General features: G+C 70.0%; 25 protein-coding genes. 15 read left to right on the top strand and 10 right to left on the bottom strand.

Going from position 1 to position 26,927, the window contains the following annotated elements; genetic code table 11:
• Nucleotides 1-71 precede the first annotated feature (71 nt).
• Both PVT71_RS08625 and secG read right to left on the bottom strand, forming a co-directional pair.
• Entirely contained in the window at nt 72-1,715 is a 1,644-nt protein-coding gene (locus PVT71_RS08625) for a CTP synthase (protein WP_353471384.1), read from the bottom strand.
• A gap of 169 nt (nt 1,716-1,884) precedes the next feature.
• The gene (secG, locus tag PVT71_RS08630; RefSeq protein WP_353471385.1) at nt 1,885-2,265 is read right to left on the bottom strand and encodes a preprotein translocase subunit SecG; all 381 of its coding nucleotides are present in this window, start codon (nt 2,263-2,265) and stop codon (nt 1,885-1,887) included.
• Nucleotides 2,266-2,559: 294 nt separating this feature from the next.
• On the opposite strand from secG, the gene PVT71_RS08635 reads away from it, so the two are divergent.
• Nucleotides 2,560-3,501 (top strand): DMT family transporter, encoded by a 942-nt coding sequence (locus PVT71_RS08635; RefSeq protein ID WP_353471386.1) that lies wholly within the window; start codon nt 2,560-2,562, stop codon nt 3,499-3,501.
• Here the strand turns inward: PVT71_RS08635 and PVT71_RS08640 are convergent.
• Nucleotides 3,422-4,111, bottom strand: coding sequence for a thiamine diphosphokinase (locus tag PVT71_RS08640; protein ID WP_353471387.1), 690 nt, complete (start codon nt 4,109-4,111; stop codon nt 3,422-3,424). The two genes, PVT71_RS08635 and PVT71_RS08640, sit on opposite strands and share 80 nt — an antisense overlap.
• 139 nt (nt 4,112-4,250) lie before the next feature.
• Between PVT71_RS08640 and PVT71_RS08645 the strand changes: the two genes are divergently transcribed.
• From PVT71_RS08645 to argC, 7 genes are all read left to right on the top strand, one after another.
• On the top strand, nt 4,251-6,554 hold the full coding sequence (locus PVT71_RS08645; protein ID WP_353471388.1) for a hypothetical protein: 2,304 nt from the start codon (nt 4,251-4,253) through the stop codon (nt 6,552-6,554).
• A 193-nt stretch (nt 6,555-6,747) separates the two neighbouring features.
• On the top strand, nt 6,748-7,545 hold the full coding sequence (locus PVT71_RS08650; protein WP_353471389.1) for a S49 family peptidase: 798 nt from the start codon (nt 6,748-6,750) through the stop codon (nt 7,543-7,545).
• A gap of 1 nt (nt 7,546) precedes the next feature.
• Nucleotides 7,547-7,726: a hypothetical protein gene (locus PVT71_RS08655; RefSeq protein WP_353471390.1), complete on the top strand. Its 180-nt coding sequence runs from the start codon at nt 7,547-7,549 to the stop codon at nt 7,724-7,726.
• Nucleotide 7,727: 1 nt separating this feature from the next.
• Nucleotides 7,728-8,693, top strand: coding sequence for a calcium/sodium antiporter (locus PVT71_RS08660; protein WP_353471391.1), 966 nt, complete (start codon nt 7,728-7,730; stop codon nt 8,691-8,693).
• A 21-nt stretch (nt 8,694-8,714) separates the two neighbouring features.
• On the top strand, nt 8,715-9,503 hold the full coding sequence (locus PVT71_RS08665; protein ID WP_353471392.1) for an SDR family oxidoreductase: 789 nt from the start codon (nt 8,715-8,717) through the stop codon (nt 9,501-9,503).
• A 331-nt stretch (nt 9,504-9,834) separates the two neighbouring features.
• Nucleotides 9,835-11,715: an excinuclease ABC subunit UvrC gene (uvrC, locus tag PVT71_RS08670; RefSeq protein WP_353471393.1), complete on the top strand. Its 1,881-nt coding sequence runs from the start codon at nt 9,835-9,837 to the stop codon at nt 11,713-11,715.
• Nucleotides 11,716-11,843: 128 nt separating this feature from the next.
• The gene (gene argC, locus PVT71_RS08675; protein ID WP_353471394.1) at nt 11,844-12,785 is read left to right on the top strand and encodes an N-acetyl-gamma-glutamyl-phosphate reductase; all 942 of its coding nucleotides are present in this window, start codon (nt 11,844-11,846) and stop codon (nt 12,783-12,785) included.
• A gap of 198 nt (nt 12,786-12,983) precedes the next feature.
• Here the strand turns inward: argC and ychF are convergent, their stop codons facing one another.
• Genes ychF through PVT71_RS08695 form a run of 4 tightly spaced genes read right to left on the bottom strand, consistent with a single transcriptional unit; the run spans nt 12,984 to nt 17,091 of the window.
• Nucleotides 12,984-14,081, bottom strand: coding sequence for a redox-regulated ATPase YchF (gene ychF / locus PVT71_RS08680; protein ID WP_194133841.1), 1,098 nt, complete (start codon nt 14,079-14,081; stop codon nt 12,984-12,986).
• 43 nt (nt 14,082-14,124) lie between these two features.
• Nucleotides 14,125-15,510, bottom strand: a complete 1,386-nt coding sequence (locus PVT71_RS08685; RefSeq protein ID WP_353471395.1) for an MATE family efflux transporter — start codon at nt 15,508-15,510, stop codon at nt 14,125-14,127.
• A gap of 37 nt (nt 15,511-15,547) precedes the next feature.
• Nucleotides 15,548-16,432 carry a hypothetical protein gene (locus PVT71_RS08690; protein WP_353471396.1) on the bottom strand — a complete coding sequence of 295 codons (885 nt, stop codon included), beginning with the start codon at nt 16,430-16,432 and terminating at the stop codon, nt 15,548-15,550.
• Entirely contained in the window at nt 16,417-17,091 is a 675-nt protein-coding gene (locus PVT71_RS08695) for a DUF1007 family protein (RefSeq protein WP_353471397.1), read from the bottom strand. Before PVT71_RS08695 ends, PVT71_RS08690 begins: the two co-directional genes overlap by 16 nt.
• 66 nt (nt 17,092-17,157) lie before the next feature.
• On the opposite strand from PVT71_RS08695, the gene PVT71_RS08700 reads away from it, so the two are divergent.
• The gene (locus tag PVT71_RS08700; RefSeq protein WP_353471398.1) at nt 17,158-17,790 is read left to right on the top strand and encodes a TIGR02453 family protein; all 633 of its coding nucleotides are present in this window, start codon (nt 17,158-17,160) and stop codon (nt 17,788-17,790) included.
• 4 nt (nt 17,791-17,794) lie between these two features.
• Here PVT71_RS08700 and ppk2 read toward each other — a convergent pair whose 3' ends face one another.
• Both ppk2 and PVT71_RS08710 read right to left on the bottom strand, forming a co-directional pair.
• A complete protein-coding gene (gene ppk2 / locus PVT71_RS08705; RefSeq protein ID WP_353471399.1) occupies nt 17,795-18,784 on the bottom strand; it encodes a polyphosphate kinase 2 in 990 nt (329 codons plus the stop codon).
• A gap of 87 nt (nt 18,785-18,871) precedes the next feature.
• On the bottom strand, nt 18,872-19,759 hold the full coding sequence (locus tag PVT71_RS08710) for an NAD(P)-dependent oxidoreductase (RefSeq protein ID WP_353471400.1): 888 nt from the start codon (nt 19,757-19,759) through the stop codon (nt 18,872-18,874).
• A gap of 210 nt (nt 19,760-19,969) precedes the next feature.
• On the opposite strand from PVT71_RS08710, the gene trpA reads away from it, so the two are divergent.
• The 6 genes from trpA (at nt 19,970) to PVT71_RS08740 (ending at nt 25,552) form a co-directional block, all read left to right on the top strand.
• Nucleotides 19,970-20,761 carry a tryptophan synthase subunit alpha gene (trpA, locus tag PVT71_RS08715; RefSeq protein WP_353471401.1) on the top strand — a complete coding sequence of 264 codons (792 nt, stop codon included), beginning with the start codon at nt 19,970-19,972 and terminating at the stop codon, nt 20,759-20,761.
• A 292-nt stretch (nt 20,762-21,053) separates the two neighbouring features.
• The gene (ltnD, locus tag PVT71_RS08720) at nt 21,054-21,947 is read left to right on the top strand and encodes an L-threonate dehydrogenase (RefSeq protein ID WP_353471402.1); all 894 of its coding nucleotides are present in this window, start codon (nt 21,054-21,056) and stop codon (nt 21,945-21,947) included.
• On the top strand, nt 21,947-23,173 hold the full coding sequence (otnK, locus tag PVT71_RS08725; protein ID WP_353471403.1) for a 3-oxo-tetronate kinase: 1,227 nt from the start codon (nt 21,947-21,949) through the stop codon (nt 23,171-23,173). Before ltnD ends, otnK begins: the two co-directional genes overlap by 1 nt.
• The gene (otnC, locus tag PVT71_RS08730; RefSeq protein WP_353471404.1) at nt 23,170-23,814 is read left to right on the top strand and encodes a 3-oxo-tetronate 4-phosphate decarboxylase; all 645 of its coding nucleotides are present in this window, start codon (nt 23,170-23,172) and stop codon (nt 23,812-23,814) included. Before otnK ends, otnC begins: the two co-directional genes overlap by 4 nt.
• A 3-nt stretch (nt 23,815-23,817) precedes the next feature.
• The gene (locus PVT71_RS08735) at nt 23,818-24,597 is read left to right on the top strand and encodes a TIM barrel protein (RefSeq protein ID WP_353471405.1); all 780 of its coding nucleotides are present in this window, start codon (nt 23,818-23,820) and stop codon (nt 24,595-24,597) included.
• Nucleotides 24,598-24,616: 19 nt separating this feature from the next.
• Nucleotides 24,617-25,552 (top strand): 2-hydroxyacid dehydrogenase, encoded by a 936-nt coding sequence (locus PVT71_RS08740; RefSeq protein ID WP_353471406.1) that lies wholly within the window; start codon nt 24,617-24,619, stop codon nt 25,550-25,552.
• A gap of 76 nt (nt 25,553-25,628) precedes the next feature.
• On the opposite strand, the gene PVT71_RS08745 is transcribed toward PVT71_RS08740, so the two are convergent.
• A complete protein-coding gene (locus PVT71_RS08745; protein WP_353471407.1) occupies nt 25,629-26,912 on the bottom strand; it encodes an MFS transporter in 1,284 nt (427 codons plus the stop codon).
• Nucleotides 26,913-26,927 lie beyond the last annotated feature (15 nt).

Genomic DNA, 26,927 nt, shown 5'->3' on the forward strand with positions numbered 1-26,927 from the left:
GGCGTCACCGCATGTGAAAACGCCCCCGCGGGTCTCCGCGGGGGCGTTCACAATTTCAGCGCTGCGCCGGATCAGACCAGGCGCGAGACCTCTTTCGCGGCGCGGACGAAGTCCTTGAAGAGGGGATGCGGATCGAAGGGCTTCGACTTCAGTTCCGGGTGGAACTGCACGCCGATGAACCACGGATGGTCGGGCCATTCGACGATCTCGGGCAGCTTGCCGTCGGGCGACATGCCCGAGAAGCAGAGCCCGCCGGCCTCGAGCGCCTTGCGGTACTTGATGTCGACCTCGTAGCGGTGGCGGTGACGCTCGTCGATGGTGGTGGTGCCGTAGACCTGCGCCACTTTCGAGCCCTCGGCCAGCACCGCGTCATAGGCGCCGAGGCGCATGGTGCCACCCTTGTCGTCGGCCACCGAGCGGTTGACCTTCTGGTTGCCCTGCACCCATTCCTTGAGGTGGTAGACGACCGGCTCGAAGCGCTTCTCGCCCTTCTCGTGGTCGAATTCCTCGGAGCCGGCCTTGGCCACGCCCGCGACGTTGCGCGCCGCCTCGATGACCGCCATCTGCATGCCGAGGCAGATGCCGAGGTAGGGCACCTTGTGCTCGCGCGCGAACTGGGCGGCCTTGATCTTGCCTTCGGTGCCGCGCTCGCCGAAGCCGCCGGGCACGAGGATCGCGTCGTAGCCCTCGAGGTAGGGGGCCGGGTCCTCGCGCTCGAAGAGCTCGGCATCGACCCAGGAGACGTTGACCTTCACCCGGTTCGCCATGCCGCCATGGGTCAGCGCCTCGGCGATCGACTTATAGGCGTCCTCGAGCTGGGTGTACTTGCCGACGATGGCGACGTTGACCTCGCCCTCGGGGTTGTGGATGCGTTCCGATACGTCTTCCCACTTCTCGAGGTTGGGGCGCGGTGCCGGGGTGATGCCGAAGGCGTCGAGCACGGCCTGGTCGAGACCCTCGCGGTGGTAGGCCAGCGGCGCGTCGTAGATCGACGGCAGGTCCTGCGCGGCGATCACGCTGTCGGGGCGCACGTTGCAGAAGAGCGCGAGCTTCTCGCGTTCCTTCTGCGGGATCGGGCCCTCGGAGCGGCAGACGAGGATGTCGGGGGCGAGACCGATCGAGCGCAGCTCCTTGACGGAGTGCTGCGTCGGCTTGGTCTTCAGCTCTCCGCTCGCCTTGATGTAGGGCAGCAGCGTCAGGTGCATGAAGACGCACTGGCCGCGCGGCTTGTCCTGGCTGAACTGGCGGATGGCTTCGAAGAAGGGCAGGCCCTCGATGTCGCCGACCGTGCCGCCGATCTCGCAGAGCATGAAGTCCACCTCGTCCTCGCCGATCGAGATGAAGTCCTTGATCTCGTTGGTGACGTGGGGAATGACCTGGATGGTCTTGCCGAGGTAGTCGCCGCGGCGCTCCTTCTCGAGCACGTTGGTGTAGATGCGGCCCGAGGAGATGGAATCGGTCTTGCGGGCCGGAACGCCGGTGAAGCGCTCGTAGTGGCCGAGGTCGAGGTCGGTCTCGGCCCCGTCATCGGTGACGAAGACCTCGCCATGCTCGAAGGGGCTCATGGTGCCCGGATCGACGTTCAGGTACGGATCGAGCTTGCGCAGACGGACCGAGAAGCCCCGCGCCTGAAGCAGCGACCCGAGAGCCGCCGAAGCAAGACCCTTGCCGAGTGAAGAAACGACACCGCCGGTGATGAAGATGAAACGTGCCATGGGCAGCGCGACCCCGTGATTTGCGTCAAAATGGAGGACACCCACGGCCCGAAGACCGCAGCATCACGGGAGTCCACGTATAAAGGATTCGGGCCGCACTGTCTAGCCAACCGCAAGATGCTGTTGCGGCTGACAGGCGACCCTCAAGCTATTGTTAGTCGAGCAGTTCTTAGTCGGCGCTCGGAACCATCGGCGCATCTGCGCCTGCGTCATTTCCGCCCGCGGGCGGGGGCAGGAGCCCGTCGGTGTTCAGCGGTGCCGGTGCCGAGCTGTCGGTTTCCGTGGCCGGAGCCGAGCCGGTGAGGCGATCCATGACCGAGACGCCGCTGGCATCGCTGGCCGCGAGCACCGTCAGGGTGATCGAGGTCACGATGAAGGCGCCGGCGAGCACCCAGGTGATCTTGCCGAGAGCCGTGGCTGCCGCGCGCCGGCTCATCGCCCCGCCGCCGCCACCCATGCCCAGACCGCCACCCTCGGAGCGCTGGAGCAGCACGACGCCGATCAGCGCGAGCGCAAGGAGGAGGTGCACGATAAGGATCACGTTTTCCATGGGGCGTCTCAGGCATTCCGGCTGTGTTGAACGGGCGCTATGTAGGCCAAGGCGGATGCACACGCAACCCGGCACTTGGCGACAAGGGCGCGGCATCGCGGCGATGGTGCCTCCGGGCCGCGCCGGAAGCGCCGCGAAACCCCGCCCGGGGTGGCCGCCGCGCCGCGCAAGCGGCCTTCATCGCAGGGCAATCACGGCGAGGCGAGGGGGGCACTGCACGCGCTGCCCCGCGCCGAGATGCCGCACGGAAGGAAAATATTGTTATGATTTCGGGGCACGGCTATCGTCCGGCGCATGGTTGGTGATCGCCCCCTTCTCGGTATCCTGCTGATGTTCGGCTTCTGCGTCGTGGCCCCGATGGGGGACGCGGTCGCCAAGCTGCTCGGCAACGAGGTGTCGATCGGCCAGCTGCTGCTGCTGCGCTTCGCCTTGCAGGCGGCGGTGCTGATCCCGATGGTGATCGCCACGCACCGGGTCTGGCGGATGCGGCGGCGGGTGCTCGGGCTGACCGTCCTGCGCACGCTGATGCACATGCTGGGCATCGGCATGATGTTCGCGGCGCTGCGCCATCTGGAACTGGCGGATGCGGTGGCCATCGCCTTCGTCATGCCCTTCTTCATGCTGCTGCTGGGTCATTACGTGCTGGGCGAGGAGGTCGGCTGGCGGCGGCTGGCGGCCTGCGGCGTCGGCTTCATCGGCACGCTGCTCGTGGTGCAGCCCGCCTTTGCCGAGGTCGGCTGGCCGGCGCTGCTGCCGCTGGGCGTGGCGCTGAACTTCTCGCTCTTCATGCTGGTTACCCGGCAGATCGCGCGCGAGGTCGACGCGATCTCGCTGCAGGCGGTGTCGGGGGTGATCGCCGTGGCGATCATGGCGCCGGTGCTTCTGCTGGTGCCCGGCGGCGCGGTCCCGGCGCTGGACTGGAGCCTGCCCGACGCCCGGGTCTGGGGGCTGATCGTCGCGATCGGCCTGCTGGGCACGCTGGCACACCTGCTGATGACATGGTCGCTGCGCTTTGCCCCCGGCGCGACGCTGGCGCCGATGCAGTATCTCGAGATTCCCTTTGCCACGCTCTTCGGCCTGCTGGTCTTCGGCGACCTGCCGAACCGGCTGGCGACGGTGGGCATCTGCGTCACCGTCGCCTCGGGGCTCTACATCCTCATGCGGGAGCGGGCCATCGCGAAGGCGCGTGCAGCAGCGCCCGTTCCAGAGCAGCCAGCGCCTGCGCCGGCAGAATGACCAGCATCTTCGGTGCGTCGAGGCTCAGCGCGACGCGCGGCGCGTCGGTCTCGTTCGAGGTGCCGGTGACGCGGTCGGGGGCGAAGCGCAGCCCGTCGATCGGCCAGCGCAGCCCGCGGCTGGTGCCGCCGACCGGACCCATCGGGAAGAGCGAGAAGCGGCTGCCGACGGGCAGCTCGAGCGTCAGATCGGGCGGGCAGAGCGCCACCACGTCCTCGCGCCCGACCAGCAGGCAGGGCCGGTCCGGGCGCCGCGCGAGCACGGTCATCGCCGCCAGCTGGTGATCGAGCCGCGCGCCGAGAAACCCCGCCGCCAGCACCAGCGGCGCGTCGATGTTGCGCAGGCACTTGTCGAAATCGGTGCTGTCCTGCTCGGCGATGCGGTGGACGCGGTCCGCGGGAATGCGGGCGCGGTCCGCGGCGGAGAGCGAGTCGAGATCGCCGATGACCGCGTCGGGGGTCACCCCCGCGCCGAGCAGCGCCGCCGCGCCGCCGTCGGCCGCGACGCGGATCGCGCTGCGGGCAAGCAGCGGCTCGAGCAGTTCGGCGGGGCAGTCGCCGCCGCCCACCAGCAGCACCGGGGATTGTGATCGGATCAGTCCGGAGTTCATGGCTTTTTAGTGGCCTTCCGCGAAAACGACCACAATCTGGTCATGAAATGATACTGTGAAAACCTCAGATTCGGTCAGCTTTGGTCTCCTAGTGGATGGTAAACAGTCTGTTGCAGAGCGTGTGAAAAGTGAGCGGAACATGGTGAGTTCGAGCAAGATTCTGACGGTGTCCTACGGCACCTTCTCGTGCACGGCAGAAGGCTTCGATGATCCCCTGGGCGTGGTCAAGGACACCACGCATTTCTTCCGGGGCGTGGTGCGCGAGGACCGCTTCTTCGGCGCCGAGCCGCCGCAGTTCGATCCCGAGCTTGCCGCGCAGCTGCTGAAGGCGCAGCTCGATGCCGAGGTGCAGGGAGGCCGGCTGGTGCTGCGCGGTCCGCTCGCGGATGTCGCAACGCCGATGACGGCGCCCCTGACTGCGCCGCTGACGGCTCCCCTGACCCGTCCCGCCGCCGAGGTCGTCGGCCCCGACGCCGATCGCGGCATGGAGGAGGCGCTGGCCGCCACCGCCGCCCGCGCCGCCGCCGAGGCGGAAGCCGAGGCCGAGGAGGCCCGCGCCGCGGCGCAGGCCGCGCAGGTCCGAGCCGAGGCCGAGCTGGCGCCGGTGCAGCCGCGTCTCGACAGCCTTGCCGCCGAGGCCGCCTTCTTCGCCGCCGAGGCGGGGCAGGGGGCCGCGGAGGATTACGATTACGAGGAAACCGCCTACGAGATGCCCGCCGCCGCCGCGGCGCCGGCCGGTGGGGCGGATCTTTCCGATGACAGCGTCGCCGCCAAGCTGCGCCGGATCCGGGCGGTCGTCTCGGGCGGTGCCGCCCCGGCCCAGCCCTCCGCGCTGATGCCCGACGAGGACCAGGACGCGGCGCTTGCCGAGGGTACGGACACCATTGCCGCCGTCTCGGCGATGCTGGGCACGCTGGCCTCCGACACCGCGGCGCAGGACGCCGTCGAGGACGCGGAGGAGGACGATCTCGCCGCGACGCTGCTCGCCGCCGGGGAGCCGGAAGTCGCCGCGCCCGTCGCGCCGCTGGCGCTGACGCCCGATCTTGCCGCCGCGCCCGAGACGCCCGCCGAGCAGCTGCGCACGCCGCGCCGGGTGCGCGTCGTCAAGGTGACCCGCGCCGCCTTCGAGGCCGCCGTCGCCACCGGCCAGCTCGAGCAGATGCAGGAGCCGAAACCCTCGAGCAGCCTTTCCGCCGAGGACGAGGCCGAGCTTGCCCGCGAACTCGAGGCGGTGAAGGCCGAACTGGCCGCCGGCATCGAGAAGGACTGGGACGAGGTCGCGGATCTCGAGACGCTCGAGTCCGGTGCCGGGGTGGAGCTTCCCGTCGAGGCCGCCGCCGTGCTCGCCGATCTCGAGGCCGATACCGCCTCGGACGAGGACTGGGACGACGAGGACTGGGACGACGCCGAGGATGACGGGGAAGAGGACGAGGACTGGGACGATACCGCCTGGGACTCCGAGGATCTCGACGACGACGAGGCGCCGGAGGAACTGGCCGCGACCCGCGTCCAGCCCCGCATCGAGGCCCGTGACGAGGAGTTCGACGAGGACGAGTTCGACGAGTTCGACGACGAGGACGAGCTCGAGTCGGACGCCTTCGCCGAGGCCTTCGACGAGACCCCCGCCGCGGCCGAGGCTGCCGACGAGGACGAGGACGACCTCGAGGATGCGATCGCCCGCATGGCCCACCAGGACGTGCGCAAGGCGGTGAAGATGTCGAGCCCCGCCCGGGTGATGCTCACCGAGCAGAGCGTCGAGGACAATGACACCTCGCGCATCCTCGACGAGACCAACACCCAGCTCGAGGAGCCCGAGGGCAACCGCCGCCGCAGCGCGATCGCGCATCTGCGCGCCGCCGTCGCCGCGACCCGCGCCGACCGGCTGCTCGGCCGCAAGAAGGATGCCGAGGCGCAGACCCAGCCCTACCGCGAGGATCTGGCCGACGTGGTGCGCCCGCGCCGCCCCGCCGCCCCGGCCCGCGCCGAGCGCCCGGTCGAGGAGGTCGTGCCGCAGCGCCCGGCACCGCTGAAACTGGTGGCCGCGCAGCGGGTCGACGAGACCGCGCCCGAGATCCTGACCGAGGTCGCCGCGGCGCCGCTGCGTCCGCGCCGCGTGACGCTGGCGGACATCGAGGTGCAGGAAAGCGCCGGCACCACGGGCGATTTCGCCGATTACGCCGACAGCGTCGGGGCGCATGACCTGCCCGAACTGCTCGAGGCGGCCGCGGCCTACCTCTCCTACGTCGAAGGCCGCGCCGAGTTCTCGCGCCCGCAGCTGATGACCAAGGTGCGCCAGGTCGAGGCGCAGGACTCCAGCCGCGAGGACCGGCTGCGCAGCTTCGGCCAGCTGCTGCGCGAGGGCAAGATCGAGAAGGCCGGCGGCGGGCGGTTCACCGTCTCCGACCGGATCAGCTTCAAGCCCTCGGCCCGCGCCGCGGGCTGAGCGGCGGATCGCCGGACATGGACGAAGGGCGGGGGCGCGGCTCCCGCCCTTTTCCTTTGGCGCGGACTCCCCCGGAATATTTGGGCCTAGAAGAAAGGCGGCAGCGGGGCCGCCTGCGGAGGCGCGGCCTCAGCCCGGAGTTCTTTTCCGCCGCCGTCTTGTCGTTGCTGGGGGGGGTGTCTACATCACCCGCATGCAAATCCGGATCCCCTTCCTGAAACCCAAGCCTCTTGTCTCGGTCGTGCGTCTGCAGGGCGCCATCGGCATGCAGGGGCGCGGCGCGCTCAACGACGCTTCGCTGGCACCGGTGCTCGAGCGGGCCTTCCGCCGCGGCAAGCCGAAGGCGGTGGCGCTCGAGATCAATTCGCCCGGCGGCTCGCCGGTGCAGAGCTCGCTGATCGGCGCGCGCATCCGCCGCCTGTCGGAAGAGACCAAGGTGCCGGTTTTCGCCTTCGTCGAGGACGTGGCGGCCTCGGGCGGCTACTGGATCGCCTCGGCGGCGGACGAGATCTTCGCCGACGAAAGCTCGATCCTCGGCTCGATCGGGGTGATCTCGGCGGGTTTCGGCGCGCAGGTCTTCCTCAACCGGAACGGGATCGAACGGCGGGTGCACACCGCCGGCAAGTCGAAAAGCATGCTCGACCCGTTCCGCCCCGAGACCGAGGAGGACGTGGCGCGGCTGAACCGGATCCTCGGCCAGCTGCACGAGACCTTCATCGCACAGGTGAAGGCGCGGCGCGGCGCCAAGCTGAAGAACGACCCGGACCTCTTCACCGGCGAGATCTGGATCGGCCGCCCGGCGGTCGAGGTCGGGCTCGCCGACGGCATCGCCCATCTCGTGCCGGGGATGAAGGCGCGCTACGGCGACAAGGTCCGCTTCCGCCGCTACGGCGCCAAGCGGCGCCTGATCCCGCGGCTGGGCCTGAGCCTTGCCGAGGAGACGCTGGGGCTGATCGAGGAGCGCGCGGGCTACGCGCGCTTCGGGCTCTGACATGCTTGCCAAGGTTGTCGCCCTCTTTCTTGTGGTCATCGCGGTGCTGGGGATCTTCGGCAAGCTGCGCATGCCCGGAACGGGCCGGCTGAGCCGCCGCGAGGCGGGAAGGAAATGTCCGCGCTGCGGCCGACACAGGATCGGCAAGGGGCCGTGCCCCTGCAGCGAACGAAAGGTCTGAAATGGTATTTCTCTACGCGGCCCTGGGCCTTGTGATCCTGCTTCTGGCGGGGGATGCACTGGTCAAGGGGGCGGTGAACCTGTCCCTGCGCATGGGCATCCCGGCGCTGATCGTCAGCCTGACCATCGTCGCCTTCGGCACCTCTGCCCCGGAACTGCTGATCTCGATCCAGGCGGCGCTCGACGGCGTGCCGGGGATCGCGCTTGGCAACGTTGTGGGCTCGAACACCGCCAACGCGCTGCTGGTGCTGGGCATCCCGGCGCTGATCACGGTGATCCACTCCTCCACCCATGACACGCGCAAGAGCTACCTGATCATGCTCGGCGCGACCGTGCTGTTCATCGCGCTGGCCTTCCGCGGGGTCTTCGACTGGATCGCGGGCGTCGTGATGCTGGGGGTGATGGCGCTGATCCTGTGGGATTCGGTGCGCGACGCGCTCTGCCACCGCCGCAACGGCAAGGAAGAGGCGGCGGCCTGCGAGGCCGGCGAGCTGGAGGAGCCCGAGGGGGCCGATCCGGACATGCCGGGCTGGAAGATCGCGCTCTACCTCGCGCTGGGCCTCGTCGGCCTGCCGGTCGGGGCGAACCTGCTGATCGACAGCGCCACCGAGATCGCCGAGATGTTCGGCGTGCCCGACACGGTGATCGGCCTGACCTTGGTCGCGCTCGGCACCTCGCTGCCCGAGCTTGCCACCTCGGTCATGGCGGCGATCCGCAAGCAGGCGGACGTGGCGCTGGGCAATGTCATCGGCTCGAACGTGTTCAACCTGCTGGCGATCATCGGGGTGGCCGCGCTGATCAAGCCGCTGCCGGTCGATCCGCAGTTCCTCGGCTTCGACCTCTGGGTGATGCTGGGCGCCTCGCTCATCCTCGTGCCTTTCGTCTTCCTCGGACGCGACATCGGCCGTATCTGGGGGGCGATCCTGTCGGCGCTCTACGTCGGCTACGTGGTGGCCGTGCTGGTCTGATCGGTTTCGAAGGGAAGAGGTATGGGTATCGAGAAACGCGCGCTGGTGACCGGCGCGGGCAAGCGGCTGGGGCGGGCGATGGCGCTCTACCTTGGCGAGCGCGGCTTCGACGTCGCCGTGCATTACGGCGGCTCGGCGGAGGCGGCCGAGGAGGTCGCGGGGCTGATCCGCGCCATGGGCCGCAAGGCGGTGACGCTGCAGGCCGACCTGCTCGACGAGGCGCAGACGGAACCGCTGGTGGCGCGCGCCGCCGGGGCGCTCGGCGGGCCGCTCGGGGTGCTGGTCAACAACGCCTCGATCTTCGAGCATGACGACATGGGCACCGCCACGCGCGAAAGCTGGGACCGCTCGATCGAGTCGAACCTGCGCGCGCCCTTCGTGCTCTTGCAGGCCTTTGCCGCGCAGGCGCCCGAGGCCGAGACCGACGAGCGCGGCGAGCCGCGGGCGCGGGCGCTCTGCGTCAACATGCTCGACCAGCGGCTGCGCAAGCTGACGCCGGAGTTCATCACCTACACGCTGGCGAAGTCGGCGCTCTGGACGCTGACGCAGACCGGGGCGCGGGCGCTGGCGCCGAAGGTGCGGATCAACGCCATCGGACCGGGGCCGACGCTGCAGGGCGCCGACCAGAGCGCCGAGGGCTTTGCCAAGCAACGCGCGGCGACCGTGCTGCAGCGCGGCTCCAACCCCGAGGACATCTGCGGCGCGCTGGGATATTTCCTCGACGCGCCTGGGGTCACCGGGCAGTTCCTCTGCACCGACGGCGGCCAGCACCTCGGCTGGCAGACCCCGGACACCGGCGACCGCGACTGAGGTCGCGGTTGTCCCGCCGCGGGGAGTCCCTGCGGCAAGTTGTGCACCTGTCACGATACCTTCACGGAACCGTTAGGAAAGCGTCAAGCTTTCAAGGGTTTGGGGTCACGGCAGGAATTCTTTGTAGCGAAATCAGTATGTTATAAATCAGCCTAATAATTGTGCAAATCAACGAAACGGCCCGGATTCAAGGGAAAATCGAAGTAGTCTGGATTTCGCCCGCAGGCTTATCCACAGGAATGGTGGATGCAATCTTCCTTGATCTCGGGGTCCCGGCATTGCAGCGGGATGCAGAATCAAGGCAAGCCGTGAACATTCCGGAAACGACGCGATGAACGACGAACAAGACACCCATCAGACGGCGCCGAAACGCGGCTACGAGGTCATCCAGGGCTACCTGCGGACGCTGGAGTCGAGCCCCGGCGTCTACCGCATGCTCGATGACCAGAGCCGGGTGCTCTACGTCGGCAAGGCGCGCAACCTCAAGGCGCGGGTGTCGAGCTATTCGCGGCCATCGGCGCAGCACTCGCGGCGGATCACGCGGATGATCTCGGACACCGCGTCGATGATGTTCCTGACGACGCGCACCGAGACCGAGGCGCTGCTGCTCGAGCAGAACCTCATCAAGCAGCTGAAGCCGAAGTTCAACGTGCTGCTGCGCGACGACAAGAGCTTTCCGAACATCCTCGTCACCACCGGGCACGACTTCCCGCAGATCAAGAAGCACCGCGGCGCGAAGACCGAGAAGGGCGCCTATTACGGCCCCTTCGCCAGCGCCGGGGCGGTGAACCGCACGCTCACCCAGCTGCAGCGGGTGTTCCTGCTGCGCAACTGCACCGACTCGATGTTCGACAGCCGCACGCGGCCCTGCCTGCTGTTCCAGATCCGCCGCTGCTCGGGGCCCTGCACCGGGGAAATCAGCCGCGAGGACTACCTTTCGTCGGTCGAGGACGCGCAGCGCTTCCTGTCGGGTAAATCCACCGAGATGCAGGCGCGGCTGGCCGAGCAGATGATGGCGGCCTCCGAGGCGATGGAATTCGAGCGCGCCGCGGCGCTGCGTGACCGCATCCGCGCGCTGACGCAGGTGCAGTCGGTGCAGGGCATCAACCCGCAAGGGGTCGAGGAGGCCGATGTCGTCGCGCTGCACCTCGAGCACGGGCAGGCCTGCGTGCAGGTCTTCTTCATCCGCTCGGGCCAGAACTGGGGCAATCGCGACTTCTACCCGCGCGTCGGCGAGGACGTGGAGGAGGCCGAGGTGCTCGAGGCCTTCCTCGGCCAGTTCTACGACGGCAAGGAGCCGCCGCGGCTGGTGCTGCTGTCCCACGAGATCGAGAACCCCGATCTGATGTCCGAGGCGCTTTCCGGCAAGCTCGGGCGCAAGGTCGAGGTCGCGGTGCCGAAGCGCGGCGAGAAGGCCGAGCTGGTCGAAGGCGCGGCGCGCAACGCCCGCGAGAGCCTCGCTCGGCGCATGGCCGAGACCGCGACGCAGGCGAAGCTGTTGCGCGGGGTGGGCGAGGCCTTCGGGCTCGACGGGCCGCCGCAGCGCATCGAGGTCTACGACAACTCGCACATCATGGGCACCAATGCCGTGGGCGGGATGATCGTCGCGGGCCCCGAGGGGTTCATGAAGAACCACTACCGCAAGTACAACATCCGCGGCGAGGACCTCGTCCCGGGCGACGACTTCGGCATGATGAAGGAGGTGCTGACGCGCCGCTTCACCCGGCTGCTGAAGGAGGACCCGGACCGGTCCAAGGGGCTCTGGCCGGACCTGCTGCTGATCGACGGCGGCGCCGGACAGGTCTCGGCGGTCTGGGAGATCATGCAGGAGCAGGGGGTCGAGGACATCCCGATGGTGGGTGTCGCCAAGGGTGTCGACCGCGACCACGGCAAGGAGGAGTTCCACCGCATCGGCGAGCGGCCCTTCGCGCTGCAGCGGAACGATCCGGTGCTCTACTTCATCCAGCGCCTGCGCGACGAGGCGCACCGCTGGGCGATCGGCACCCACCGCGCCAAGCGCGCCAAGGCGCAGATGGCCAATCCGCTCGACGAGGTGCCCGGCGTCGGCGCGGCGCGCAAGCGCGCGCTCTTGGCGCATTTCGGCTCGGCCAAGGCGGTGGGCCGGGCGAATCTGGCGGATCTGAAGGCGGTGGACGGGGTCAGCGAGGCGCTGGCCGAGCGCATCTACGCCTTCTTCCACGAGCAGGGGTAGGGGCAAGTTTCTTCGAAGAAACTTGCAAAAGCCTTCGAAGGCTTTTGATCGCGCGGGGGGGCCGCCATAGTTTATCTGCCACGGCGTCTCTGTTATAGGGGCGCCACGTTTACCCAAGGAGAGAGGCCATGGCCCACAAGGTGTTCATCGACGGCGAGGCCGGCACGACCGGTCTGCAGATCCGCGAGCGGCTCGAGCAGCGCGCGGACATCACGCTCGTCCAGGTGGACCCGGCCCGACGCAAGGACGCCGGCGCGCGGTCCGAGGCGCTGGCCGAGGCCGATGTCGCCATCCTCTGCCTGCCCGACGACGCCGCGCGCGAGACCGTGACGCTGGCCGAACCGCACGGCACCAAGATCATCGACGCCTCGACCGCGCACCGCGTCGCCGAGGGCTGGGTCTTCGGCTTCGCCGAGATGGCCCCCGGCCAGCGCGACGCCATCGCCGCGGCGCAATACGTGTCGAACCCCGGCTGCTGGTCGACCTGCGCCATCGCGCTGATCCGCCCGCTGGTCGGCGCGGGGCTGATCGACCCGGCCTCGGGCCCGGCGATCTCGGGCGTCTCGGGCTACACCGGCGGCGGCAAGGGCATGATCGCCGAGTACGAGAACGGCGAGGTCGTGGGCTCGTTCCTCTATGCCGCGTCGCAGGGCCACAAGCACCTGCCGGAGATCGTGAAGCACGGCCTGCTGAGCGCGGTGCCGGTCTTCGTCCCCTCGGTCGGCGCCTATGCGCAGGGCATGGCGGTGGCGGTGCAGCTTCCGGCCATGGGCGCGGAGGGCATCGCGGCGGCGGAGGCGGCGCTGAAGGCGGCCTACGCGGGTGAGCGCTTCGTCAAGGTGGTCGATGCCTCGGTGCACGAGCCGCGGGTGATGCCGCAGCGGCTCAACGGCACCAACGCGCTCGAGCTGTCGGTGCACGGCAACCCGGCGACCGGGGCGGTGACGCTGGTGGCGGTGCTCGACAACCTCGGCAAGGGCGCCTCGGGCGCGGCGGTGCAGAACCTCAACATCATGCTCGGCTGCGACGAGGCGGCGGGGCTCGAGGCGGGGACCGCGGCGGCGGCCTGATCCCGGCGCGGGGAAGGGAGGGGCGCTGCCCCTCTTGGCCTTCGGCCAATTCACCCCGGCGTGTTTGGAAAGAGAAGAAGGGCGCGGGCCGCGGGGGCCGCGCCTTTTTTCATGCGCTGGCGCGGGGTGTGGGGCGGCCAAAAGAAAAGCGCGGCGCCCCGGGGGAGCGCCGCGCTGTCTTTGCCGATGGGGCGGAGATCAGGTGTTGAACAGGAAGTGCAGGACGTCGCCGTCCTTGACCACGTAGGTCTTGCCCTCGGCGCGCATCTTGCCCGCTTCCTTGGCGCCCTGTTCGCCCTTGTTCGAGACGTAGTCGTCATAGGCGATGGTCTCGGCGCGGATGAAGCCGCGCTCGAAGTCGCCGTGGATGACGCCGGCGGCCTGCGGTGCCGCGGTGCCCTGGCGGATGGTCCAGGCGCGGGCCTCCTTGGGGCCGACGGTGAAGTAGGTCTCGAGGTGCAGCAGCTCGTAGCCGGCACGGATGAGGCGGTCGAGACCGGCCTCCTCGAGGCCCAGCTCCGACAGGAACATCTCGGCTTCCTCGGCGTCGAGCTGGCTGATCTCCTCCTCGATCTTGGCGGAGATCACCACGTGGCTGTTGCCCTGCGCGGCGGCCATCTCGGCGACCTGCTGCGACAGCGCGTTGCCGGTGGCGGCCTCTTCCTCGGAGACGTTGCAGACGTAGAGCACGGGCTTGGAGGTCAGGAGCTGCAGCATCCGCCACTGCTTGGCGTCCTCGGCATCGACCTCGACGAGGCGCGCCGGCTTGCCCTGCTCGAGCATCGCCATGGCGTCCTTCATCAGGCGCTCCTGCTGGACCGCCTCCTTGTCGCCGCCGCGCACCTTGCGGGTGATGTTCTGCAGGCGCTTTTCCAGCGATTCCATGTCGGCGATGATCAGCTCGGTCTCGATCGTCTCGGCGTCCGAGACCGGATCGACGCGGCCGTCGACGTGGGTGACGTCGTCATCCTCGAAGCAGCGCAGCACGTGGGCGATGGCGTCGGTCTCGCGGATGTTGGCGAGGAACTGGTTGCCGAGGCCCTCGCCCTTGGACGCGCCCTTCACCAGGCCCGCGATGTCGACGAAGGTCATCCGGGTGGGGATGATCTGCTTCGAGCCGGCGATCTCGGCCAGCGTGTCGAGGCGCGGATCGGGCACTGCGACGTCACCGACGTTGGGCTCGATCGTGCAGAAGGGGAAGTTGGCCGCCTGTGCGGCGGCGGTCTTGGTCAGGGCGTTGAACAGGGTCGATTTGCCCACGTTGGGCAGACCCACGATCCCCATGCGAAATCCCATGTCGTGCTCCTTGGCTCGGGCTTGGCGTATGATCGCGCCGCTTCTAGTCGCCGTCCGCCGCCCTTGCAAGCGCGAGGCCGGACAGGTGCGGCACCTGGCGGTGCCAGAAGCGCCAGTAGAGCAGCGCGGCGGCAAGGCCGAGGCCGAGGCTGAGCCCCATCCAGACCCCGCCCGCGCCGTAGCCGAGCGGGAAGCCGAGCACCCAGGCCACCGGCATGCCGACCAGCCAGTAGGAGACCGCGGCGATCAGCATCGGCACGCGCGTGTCCCTGAGCCCGCGCAGCACGCCGAGCACGATCACCTGGATCGAGTCGACCAGCTGGAACACCGCCGCCAGCGCCAGGAGCAGCGTGCCGACGCGCAGGATCTCGCCGCGCTGCGGATCCTCGGGCGACAGGAAGAGGTCGAGCAGGGTCTTCGGCATGCCGAGGAAGAGGATGACGGTGATCACCACCATGCCGAGCGACAGGACCTGCGCCGCCATGGTGCTGCGGGTGAGGAAGTTCAGATCGCTGCGGCCCATCGCCTGCCCGGCGCGCACCGTGGCGACGTTGGACAGGCCGAGGTGCACCATGAAGATCGCGCCCGAGAGCTGCATGGCGATGCCATGCGCCGCCAGCGGCACCGCGCCGAGCCAGCCCACCATGACGGCGGTGGCGGCGAAAAGCCCGACCTCGGCGAGGGTGGTCAGGCTGATCGGCCAGCCGAGGTGGAAGACCTCGCGCAGCATCTCGATGTCGGGGCGCCAGAAATGGGTCCAGAGATGGTGCTCGGGCAGGCGCAGCCTCGCGTAGAGGATGACCCCGGCGAAGGCGGCGCTGTGGGCGCAGACCGAGGCGATGGCGGCGCCGGTGATGCCGAGCTCGGGCGCGCCCCAGTTGCCGAAGATCAGCGCGTAGTTCGCCAGCCCGTTGACCACGGCGGCGCTGACGGTGATCCAGAACACCGCCCGGGTGCGCTCGAGCGCGGCGAGGTAGTTCTTGAACACCATGACACCGAGCGCCGGCAGCAGGCCGCAGCCGGCGATGCGCAGGTAATCCTGCGCATTGGCCGCGACCTCGGGGGTCTGGCCGAGCAGCAGCAGCAGCGGCCGGGCGAACCAGAAGAGCGGCAGCGCCAGCAGGAAGAAGCCGATCGACAGCCAGAGCGCCATGCGCGCGGCGCGGCGCACGTGCACCTCGTCGCCGCGGGCGGCGAATTGCGCCACCATCGGCATCACCGCGAAGGCAAAGCCCGAGCCGAAGAGGAAGAGCACCGAAAAGACCGTCATCGACAGGCTGAGCGCGGCGAGCTCGGGCACGCCGTAGCGGCCCATCATCACCATGTCGGTCAGCCCGATGGTCAGCTGGGCAAGGTGCCCGCCGATCAGCGGCAGCCCCATCACCAGAACGGCGCGGATATGGGCAGAATATGGGAGTTCGTGCGTCATGATCGGGCTTTAGGAGGCAGGGAGGAGTCGCGCAACCTCAGAGTGTGACGCCGAGGAGTTGCACCGCCATGACTGTGACCAATGCGCCCGCAAGGGTTTCCAGCAGCGCCAGCGCTCGGGCGGTGCCGGGCCCGCCCGCAAGCCGCGCCAGCGCCCCCTCGCGCAGGGTGACCGAGGCGAAGGCGACCACGAGCGTCACCGTGGCGGTGCCGAGCCCCATGGCGAAGGCGCCGAGGATGCCGGCGGCGCCGATCTCCATGCGCCAGGTGAGCACGAGCAGGAAGAGCGCGCCGGTGCAGGGGCGCAGGGCGATGGCGCCGACGAGCAGCGCCGCGTCGCGCAGGCCGTGCACCGCCTGCGCCTGCTCGAGGCTCGGGCCGTGGGCATGGCCGCAGCTTTGGCAGGTGTCCGTGTGCGCGTGGTGGTCCCGCACCGCGAGCAGCCGCCGCGCGCCGCGCAGCAGCAGCCAGAGGCCGATGGCGGCGATCGCCGCGTGGCTCGCCGGGGCGAACCACTGCTCGGCCGCGAGCGTCATCCGCTCGCGCCCCCAGCCGAGCAGCCAGACGCCGGCGTAGACCAGCAGCACCGCGGTGGCTGCCTGCGCGATGCTCGAGACCAGCGCCAGCGCCGAGAGCCGCCCGAGCGCGACGCGCCGCCCGAGCCCGTAGCCGCCGATCAGCAGCTTGCCGTGGCCCGGTCCCGCCGCGTGGAAGACGCCGTAGCCGAAGCAGACCGCCAGCAGCGCCGCCAGCGCGCCGGGCTCCTTCGCGCGCAGCGCCCGGAGGCCGCGGGCCATGGCGGTCTGCGCCTCGCGCTGGCCCTCCATGGCAAGCTGCGCAACCTGGCCCGAGCCGCCGAAGCCCCAGAGCCAGACCGCGAGCCCCAGCACCGCCAGCGCGCCCAGCGTCAGGACGAGGCGCATGTCACCTCGATCCGGTCGGCGTAGTCGCGGCCCGGCTCGATCTCGAGGAACTTGTCCTCGGGGATCCGCGCCAGCTCGGCCTGCAGCTTGCGCGCCGCGGCGTCGAGGTCGGGCCGGTGGCGGATGGCGCGGCAGGGGGCGGGCAGGGTGACCGGCAGGCTCGCCTCGAAGGCGATGTAGTAGGTCGGGTCATAGGGCTCGATCACCAGCCCCTCGGCGGGGGCGGGGGTCACGCTGCGGCGGTGCACCGAGGTGATGCGCCCGTCCTCGAGCGCGACCGAGACGAACTCGGGCGCGCCGAGGCCGAGCTGCGCGCCCTCCGAGTACATGTAGAGATCGCCCTCGAACCCCTCGTACCAGTTGTCGAGGTCGAAACGCTCGAGCGCCGCCTGCTCGGCGGGCGCGAGCACGCCGTCGCCGTCCGCGTCGAGCCCCATGTCCTCGAGGATGAGCAGCGAGAAGAACTCGTCGTAGCGCCAGGTGACCTCGACCGAGACCACCTGCTGCCCGGCGTCGAGCGCCAGCGCGAGCCCGACATCGGCGAAGACATGCGGATGGGCCGCCGCCGGGCCCGCCATGACGGCGCCCGAAATCAGGGCGGCGCCGAGCCATTTGCCCGGGGCCCGGCCGCGACGGCACCTGTCACGAGTGAAGGACATGCCTTTTCCGGAGTTCATGTTAGGCTGGCCATATTTGAGACATGATTCCCTTGGGAAATTTTCTTGATGGCAAGTTTGATTGATCTTACGGCGTTTGCGCCACAGGCCCGGCGTTTCCTGTCCGAACTCGAGGCGCACAACGACCGTGCGTGGTTCAGCGCCCACAAGCAGCGATACGACACCGAGGTCAAGCGGCCCGCCGAGCTGATGATCGCGCAGCTCACCCCGGAACTGGAGGTGCTGAGCGGAGAACGGCCGAGACCCAAGCTGTTCCGGCCGCACCGCGACGTGCGCTTCTCCGACGACAAGCTGCCGTTCCACACGCATCTGCACGCGATCTGGACGCTGCCGGACGGGCGGGCGTGGTATTTCGCGCTGTCGAGGGACTATGCCACCGCCGGCGTCGGCATCCTGACCTTCGACGCGCGGCAGATGCTGGCCTGGCAGGCGGCGCTGATGGGCCGCGAGGGCGAGGAGCTCGAACGCATCATCGCGCGCAGCGGCGCGCGACTCGACCCGGCGCCGGAGCCCGCGACCGGGCCCGCGCAGGGGCCGCGCGCCGAGCTGATGCGCCGTCCGGGCTGCGTGCTCTGGATCGACGGCATCTTCGACGACCTGACCCCCGACCCGGTGGCGACCTTGCTGCAATGCTACGCCCGGCTGCAGCCGCTGCAGGACTGGCTCGGCAAGCGGCTCTGAGCGCTCAGCCCGCGCCGTCGGGCGCCGGGCCCTCCGCCGGGGCGGCCGGGGTGATCGCCAGCGCCGCGCCGAAGATGTGCTCCGAGCGGTGGATGACATGGCCCGCGCCACCGACGATCAGCGGATCGGGCAGGGTGGCGATGCGGTGGTCCTTGCCCGGGTAGTCGAGCGTCGAAAGGAAATGCCGCATGCAGTTGAGCCGGGCGCGCTTCTTGTCGTCGGATTTCACCACGGTCCAGGGCGCGTCGGCGGTGTCGGTGTAGAAGAACATCGCCTCCTTGGCCTCGGTGTACTCGTCCCACTTGCCGAGGCTGGCCTTGTCGATGGGCGAGAGCTTCCACTGTTTCAGCGGGTCGGTCTCGCGGCTCTTGAAGCGGATCCTCTGCTCGTCGCGGGTGACCGAGAACCAGTACTTGTAGAGCCTGATCCCCGAGCGCACGAGCATCCGCTCGAGCTCGGGCGTCTGGCGCATGAACTCGAGGTATTCGCCCGGCTCGCAGAAGCCCATCACCCGCTCGACCCCGGCGCGGTTGTACCAGGACCGGTCGTAGAGCACGATCTCGCCGGCGGTGGGCAGGTGCTCGATGTAGCGCTGGAAGTACCATTGCCCGCGCTCGACGTCGCTCGGCTTGTTGAGCGCGACCACCCGCGCGCCGCGCGGGTTGAGATGCTCGGTGAAGCGCTTGATCGTGCCGCCCTTGCCCGCCGCGTCGCGCCCCTCGAAGAGCAGCACGACCTTCTGACCGGTGTCCTGCGCCCAGATCTGCACCTTCAGCAGCTCGGCCTGCAGCCGGGCCTTCTGGCGCTCGTAGGTGCCGCGCGCCATCTTCTGGGTGTAGGGATACTCGCCGGTCTCGAAGGCGCGGCGGATCTCGTCGGGCGTGGGGACGCGCCGGCGCAGGGCAGGGGCGGCCGGGGGTGTCGCGGCACCGGCCTCGGGCCCGGTCGGGGCGGCGAGGGGTTCGGGATCGGGCGCTTTCGGCATCTCGGTCATGGCGGCTCCCTTCGGGCGCGTGAGCGGCGCAGCATGGGCTTCCAGCCTGCGCCCCGGCCCGGGGCCTGTCAAACCCCGCCGCGCCGCTCAGCCCCCGAGTTCGCTGCGCCAGTCGTGCCGCGGCGAAAACCCGAGCAGGGCGCGCGCCTTCGCGTTGCTGTAGAAGGCCTGCCGCGGCTGCATCGGCGATTTCACCGGCACGCCGTCGTAGAAGCGCGCGCGGATCGTCTCGTTGTCCTGCGGCACCGCAAGGTCGTCGTTGGCGACGTTGAAGAGCTGGAAGCCCAGCCCGTCGGTGGCAAGGCAGCGCTCCACCACCTGCGCGAGATCGCGCACGTCGATGTAGCCGAAGATGTTGCGCAGTCGCGGCGCCGGGTCCCCGGCATAGGGCGGGAAGTCGCGGTGGTAGTCCTCGACCTCGCAGACGTTGGAGATGCGCAGCCCGTAGATGTCCTGCCCGCTGCGCCGCTGGATGCCGCGCGCGGTCACCTCGCCCGCCACCTTCGAGAGGGCGTAGGCGTCCTCGGGAACCACCGGGTGCTCCTCGTCGATCGGCAGGTACTCGGGGCGCCGCTCGCCCTGCGCGAAGCAGATGCCGTAGGCGGTTTCCGAGCTGGCGAAGACCACCTTCGGCACGCCGAGCTTCGCCGCCGCCTCGAGAATGTTGTAGGTCGAGAGCGTGTTGACCCGGTAGGTCTCGCAATCGGGCCGGATGAGGATGCGGGCCAGCGCGCCGAAATGCACCACCGCGTCGAAGCGCTGCGGCCCGGCGGTGTCGAGCTCGTCGAAGCCCGCCAGCGAGGTCATCGCGCCCCAGACCTGCCCGGGATCGGTGAGGTCGGTGACGAGGTCGTGCACGCCCGGATGGCCGAGCGGCACGAGGTCGGCGTTCAGGATGCGGTGCCCCGCCTCCGCGAGGTGCCGCACCACGTGCCGCCCCGCCTTGCCGCTGCCGCCGGTGAACAGAATGCGCATGTCGTCCTCCCTTTCCGCCCGGGTCTCTCTCCGGGGCCTCTCTCCGCGGGCCCCGCTCCCCGGGCACAGCATCCGGGCCAAAGCCGGGAAGGTCCAGAGGGGCCATTGATTTTCCCTTACGTATCCGGCACAGGTTTCGCGACATTCCGGGCGGCCCCGCGCCACCCGCCAGAGACCCGCCAGACCGCGCCTGCCAAGGGAAGGACCGCCATGACCCGCATCGACGCCAAGTTCGCCGCTCTCAAGGCCGAGGGGAAGAAGGGATTCGTCGCCTACGTGATGGCCGGGGATCCCGACTATGACCGCTCGCTCGAGCTGGTGCGCGGCCTGCCGGGCGCGGGTGTCGACGTGATCGAGCTGGGCCTGCCTTTCACCGACCCGATGGCCGATGGCGAGACCATCCAGCTCGCCGGCCAGCGCGCGCTCGAGGCGGGCATGACGCTGAACCGCACGCTGCAGATGGTGCGCGACTTCCGCACCGGCGATGACACCACGCCGATCGTGCTCATGGGCTACTACAACCCGATCTACAGCCACGGCGTCGACGCCTTCCTCGTCGAGGCGCGCGAGGCCGGCATCGACGGGCTGATCATCGTCGACCTGCCGCCGGAAGAGGACGAGGAACTCTGCATCCCGGCGCAGAAGGCGGGCCTGAACTTCATCCGCCTCGCCACGCCGACCACCGACGCCAAGCGCCTGCCGAAGGTGCTGCAGAACACCTCGGGCTTCGTCTACTACGTCTCGATCACCGGCATCACCGGCGCCGCCGCGGCGCAGGCGACCGACGTCGGCCCCGAGGTCGCGCGGATCAAGGCCGGCACCGACCTGCCGGTCATCGTCGGCTTCGGCATCCGCACGCCCGAGGCCGCCGAGAGCATCGCCTCCGTCGCCGATGGCTGCGTCGTCGGCTCTGCCATCGTCGGCGCCATGGCCGAGGGCAAGCCGGTCTCCGAGGTGCTGGCCTTCGTGGAATCCCTCGCGGGGGGCGCCCACCGCGCCTGAACGCCGCCCGACCCCGATCCCGGGAAAGCCGCGCCGCCCGCCGAGCGCGGCTTTTTCATGCCCGTCCCGTCAATCCGCCTCCGCCCGGCGCCCCCCCTTCTTCTCTTTCCAAATACCCCCGGGAGCGCGAGGGGCAGCGCCCCTCGCCTTGACCTTTGCCGCGCCTCCGGAGCGAGGGGCAGCGCCCCTCGCTCCACCCCCTGGACAGGCGCGTTACCGCCACCACCTGCATTGACTCTGCCCGGCGCAACCTTCATCCTCATTTGGTATACCATTTTGCGGGAGGAGCGCTTTGGCAGAGATCACGGTGATCGGGCTCGGCTCGATGGGCATGGGCATGGCGCAGTCGCTGCTGCGCGCCGGCCATGTCGTGCACGGGCTGGATATTTCGACCGAGCGCATGGAGGCCTTCCGGGCCGAGGGCGGCGCCGCGGGCGGCCTTGCCGAGGCGCTGGGCGCCAGCGCGATCCTCGTCTGCGTGGTGCTGAACGCGGCGCAGACGCGCGAGGTGCTCTTCGGCGAGAGCGGCGCGGCGGCGCACCTGCCGGAGGGCGCGGCGATCATCTCCTGCGCCACCATCGCCCCGAGCCAGGCGCGCGAGTTTGCCGACATGGCCTCGTCGCAGGGTCTGCGCTACCTCGATGCGCCGATCTCCGGCGGGGCGGTCAAGGCGGCTCAGGGCCAGCTCTCGATCATGGCCTCGGGCACGCCCGAGGCCTTCGCGGCGGCGGCACCGGCGCTCGACGCCATGGCCGCCACCGTGCACCGGCTCGGCGACGAAGCCGGGGCAGGGAGCGCGATGAAGGCGGTGAACCAGCTGCTCGCTGGCGTGCACATCGCCGCCATGGGCGAGGCGATGGCGCTCGGCATCAGCCAGGGGCTCGACCCCGCGCGCATCGTCGAGGTGATCTCGGCCTCGGCAGGGACCAGCTGGATGTTCGAGAACCGCGGCCCGCACGTGGTCGACGGCGACTACACGCCGCGCTCGGCGGTCAACATCTGGCCCAAGGACCTCGGCATCGTCGGCGGCATCGCCGGTGAGGCGGAGCTGCCCGTGCCGATGACCGAGGCCGCGCTGGCGCAGTTCAAGTCCGCCGCCGAGGCGGGTGACGGGCTCATCGACGACGCGGCGGTGATCAAGGTCTACGCCCGCGCCGCGGGGCTGAAGCTGCCGGGAGACGCGTAATGCTGCTGGGCTGTATCGGCGACGATTTCACCGGCTCGAGCGATCTCGGCAACACGCTGGTCAAGCAGGGCATGCGCACCGTTCAGTACGTCGGCGTGCCGAAGGGCGATGCCGCGCCCGAGGTCGAGGCCGGGGTGGTGGCGCTGAAATCGCGCTCCATTCCCGCCGCCGAGGCGGTCAGGCTCTCACTCGAGGCACTCGAGTGGCTGAAGGCGCAGGGCTGCGAGCAGTTCCTCTTCAAGTACTGCTCGACCTTCGATTCAACCGCCGAGGGCAACATCGGCCCGGTGGCCGAGGCGCTGGCCGATGCTCTGGGGACGCAAAGCGTGATCTTCTGCCCGGCCTTCCCGGCGACGGGGCGGACGATCTACCAGGGCCATCTCTTCGTGCAGGACCACCTGCTGTCGGAGAGCGGCATGGAGAACCACCCGCTGACCCCGATGACCGACCCCGACCTGCGGCGCGTGCTCGCCGCGCAGGTCACGCGCGGCGTCGGCCACGTGCCCGCGAGCACCGTCTGGCAGGGGCCCGAGGCGATCCGCGCCCGGCTGGCGTCCGAGGCGGAGGCGGGCCGCGGCTTCGTCATCGCCGACGCGATCCGCGACGAGGACCTGCTGACCTGGGGCAAGGCGCTCAAGGGAACGAAGCTGCTCACCGGCGGCTCGGGCATCGCGCTCGGCCTGCCGGGCAACTTCACGCTGTCGGGCAAGGCGGGGGCATGGACCGGGCAGGGCGGGCAGGTGGTCGCGCTCTCGGGCTCCTGCTCGAACGCCACCCGCGCGCAGGTCGCCGCCCACGCGGGGCCGAAGCGCGAGGTCACCGCAGAGGAGGCGCTTTGCGGGCTCTCCGCCGAGACGCTCGCCGACTGGGCGCTGGGTCAGGACGGGCTGCCGCTGGTCTATTCCTCGGCCGAGCCCGCCACGGTGGCCGCCGCGCAGAAGGCCCATGGCCGCGAGAAGGTCGCCGCGGCGCTCGAGGGGCTCTTTGCCAAGACCGCCGCGGCGCTGGCGGCCAAGGGCGTCAGGCGGATCATCAGCGCCGGGGGCGAGACCTCGGGCGCGGTGGTCGAGGCGCTGGCCCCCGAGGCGCTGGAGATCGGCCCCGAGATCGACCCCGGCGTGCCGGTGATGCGCGCGGGCGATATGGTGCTGGCGCTGAAATCCGGCAATTTCGGCGCGGTGGACTTCTTTGCCAAGGCGGCGCGGGTCATGGAGCAGGGCGCATGAACGAGACGAGGCTGCGCGAGCAGATCTGCGAGATGGCCGCCTCGATGTTCGCGCGCGGCCTCACGGGCGGCGCCTCGGGCAATATCTCGGCGCGCACCGAGGATGGCGGGCTGCTCGTCTCGCCCACCGGCTCGAGCTTCGGCAGCCTCGATCCGGGGCGGCTGTCGCGCTTCGACGCGAAGGGCGTGCTGGTCTCCGGCGATGCCCCGACCAAGGAGATGCCGCTGCACAGCGCCTTCTACGAGACGCGCGGCAAGACCGGGGCGGTGGTGCACCTGCATTCGACCCATGCCGTGGCATGGTCGATGATGCCCGACATCGACCCCGAGAACCTCCTGCCGCCACTCACCGCCTATGCGGTCATGCGGCTCGGCAAGGTGCGGCTCTTGCCGTTCTTCGTGCCGGGTGACCCGGCCATGGGCGACGCGGTGCGCGGGCTCGCGGGCCGGCGCTCGGCGGTGGTGCTCGCCAACCACGGGCCCGTGGTGGCGGGCAAGGATCTCGAGGCAGCGGTCTACGCCATGGAAGAGCTCGAGGAGACCGCAAAGCTCGCGCTGCTGCTGCACGGCCGCCAGCCGCGGATGCTCACCTCCGGGCAGGTGAAGAAGGTGGTCGACAAGTTTGACGTGGACTGGGACTGAGACATGAAGTTTTCCGCCAATATCGGCTTTCTCTACACCGAGCTGCCGCTGCCCGAGCGCATCCGCGCGGCGAAACGCGACGGGTTCGACGCGGTGGAGTGCCACTTCCCCTATGACGTGCCCGCCGCCGAGATGAAGGCGGCGCTGGAGGAGACCGGCTTTGCCATGCTCGGGCTCAACACCATTCCGGGCAACCCCGCGGCGGGCGACTTCGGCCTTGCCGCCCTGCCGGACCGGCGCGAGGACGCGGCCGCGGCGGTGCGGCAGGCGGTGGCCTATGGCGCGGCGATCGGCGCGCTGAACGTGCACGTGATGGCGGGCCGCACCGATGGCGGCGCGGCGGCCGAGGCGGCCTACCGCGAGACGCTGATGCTCGCCTGCGACCTCGCAGCGGCGGCGGGCATGGGCGTGCTGATCGAGCCGATCAACCACCGCGACGTGGCGGGCTATCACCTCAGCCGCGTCGAACATGCCGCCGAGATCGTCGCGGCGCTTGGCCGGGACAACCTGCGCATCATGTTCGACTGCTACCACACGCAGATCATGCAGGGCGACCTGACCAAACGCTTCGCCGTGCACCTGCCGATGATCGGCCACGTGCAGATCGCCGCCGTGCCCGATCGCGGCGAGCCCGATGGCGGCGAGATCTGCTTCGAACGCCTGCTGGCCTCCTTCGCGGACGCCGGCTGGGAGGCGCCGGTGGGCGCGGAATACAAGCCGCGCGGCGGGGACACGAAGGCCGGCCTCGGCTGGCTGGCCCCCCTGCGCGCGGCGCTGGCTTGAACCGAGAAGGATTGAACGGATGACGGACGTACTGGCAGTCGGCAAGCCCGACCAGATGAGCCGCGAGGCGCTGGCCGGGCTGGGCTGGACCCACGTGGAAAGCCTCGATGCCGCGCAGGCGCTGGACGAGGAAGCGCGCAAGGGCGTGAAGGCCATCGCCTTCTACGGTCACAGCCCCTTTGCCGCCGCGCAGATGGAGGCCTTTCCGAACCTCGGCCTCATCGCCAACTTCGGCGTGGGCTATGACGCGATCAACGTCGGCGACGCCTCGGCGCGGGGCATCAAGGTGACCAACACGCCCGACGTGCTGAACGACGACGTGGCCGACCTCGCCGTCGCCATGCTGCTCGACTATTGCCGCGACATGCGCCGGGCCGAGGCGCGGGTGCGTTCGGGCGCCTGGGGCAAGGAGGGGTCGCACCCGCTGCAGCGCAAGATGAGCGGGCAGAAGGCGGGCATCCTCGGCATGGGCCGGATCGGGCGCGAGATCGCCGACCGCCTCGCCGCCTTCAAGATGGAGATGCACTACCACGCGCGCTCCGAGAAGGAGACGCCGGGCTGGACCTTCCACGCCGATCCCGTGTCGCTGGCGCGCGAGGTCGATTTCCTCGTCGTGGCGCTGGTCGGCGGCCCGGCCACCGCGGGCTACGTCACGAAGGAGGTGCTCGAGGCGCTGGGACCGGATGGCGTGCTGATCAACATCTCGCGCGGCACCACGGTCGACGAGGAGGCGCTGATCGAGGCGCTGCAGGCCGGCACCATCCAGGGCGCCGGGCTCGACGTGTTCCTCAACGAGCCGAACCCCGACGCGCGCTTCCTGGCGCTCGAGAACGCCGTGCTGCAGCCGCACCAGGCCTCGGCCACGAAGGAGACGCGTTCGGCCATGGGCCAGCTCCAGCGCGACAACATCGCCGCCTTCATCGCGGGCAGGGACCTGCTGACGCCGGTGAACTGAAGCACAACGTCCTTCGAAGGACGTTGCAAATCTCTTCGAAGAGATTTGGCCCCTGCCTTGGCGGGGGCCTTTTCGTTCAGGCCGGGCGCGACCCGTTGGTGTCCGCCCCGGCAAAGCCCGCGTCGAGCGGCCGCCAGGCCCAGGCGGTCAGCACGACCACCCCGGCGGCGGCGACCACGAAGGGCATTTGAAGTGCCAGCGCGCGCGGCATCACCTCCTCGGCAAACCGGATCACCAGCCCCGACAGCAGCAGCCCGAGCGGCATCATCCCCCAGGCGAAGAGCCGGTAGGTGGCATTGACCCGCCCGAGGATCGCGTCGGGCACGTGGCGCTGGCGGTAGGAGACCGAGACGGTGTTCCACACCAGCCCGCAGAACTCGAAGACCGCCAGCACCGCCGCCAGCGCCCAGCCGTTCGGCGCCAGCGGCAGCGCGGCGAAGGCCAGCGCCGAGGCCAGCGTCATCCACTGCGCCGAGGGCCCGTTGCCCAGCCTGCGCACGATGCGCTCGGCGCAGAACCCGCCCAGCACGCCGCCCACCGCCCCCGCGGCGAGGATCAGCCCGTAGCCCGAGGCGCCGAGGCCGAGGTTTTCCTGCACGTGCAGCACCAGCGCGATCACCACCATCTGGTGCAGGAGGTTCCAGACCCCGGTGATCACCGCCAAGAGGCGCAAGAGCGCCGAGCCGCGCAGGAAGGCGAGCCCGTCGCCGAGTTCCCTCTTCCAGTCGCGGGCGGCGTCGCGGCGCGGGGTGAAGCGGCCCTGCAGCGTGCGCATCAGCAGCACCGCGCCGAGGAAGGCGAGGGCGTTGAGCGCGAAGGGCAGCCAGACCACCGAGGCGATGAGGAAGGCTCCCACCGCCGGGCCCAGAAGCGCGTTGCCGACCATCTCGACGCTCCAGAGCCGGCCGTTGGCGCGCTCGAGCTCCGCGTGCGGCACGATGGCGGGCAGCATGGTCTGCGCGGCGCTGTCGCGGAACACCTCGGCCGTACCGACGAGCAGCGCGCAGCCGAGCAGGGCAGTGAAGAGCCCCGGGCTCGCCGTGCCCGTGTCCGGCGCAGGGGCCAGCGGCAGGGCCAGCCAGATCACCAGCGCCGCCAGCGCGAAGGCACAGGCGCGCACCACGTCCATGGCGACGATCAGGCGGCGGCGGTCCATGCGGTCGGTGACCACCCCGGCGGGCAGGGCGAACAGGAACCACGGCAGGCGCAGGGTGATCGGCATCAGCGTGACCAGCAGCGGATCGCGGGTCAGCAGCGTGGCGAGCCAGGCCCAGACCACCACGGCGACGCCATCGGCAAGGTTGGTCATGCCGCTGGCGAGGATGAAGCGCCGGAGGGGGTGGGAGGCGGAAAGGGTCACGCGGGCTCCTTTGGG

Source organism: Salipiger sp. H15 (assembly GCF_040409955.1).
In the GTDB taxonomy this organism is placed as follows: Bacteria; Pseudomonadota; Alphaproteobacteria; order Rhodobacterales; family Rhodobacteraceae; genus Salipiger.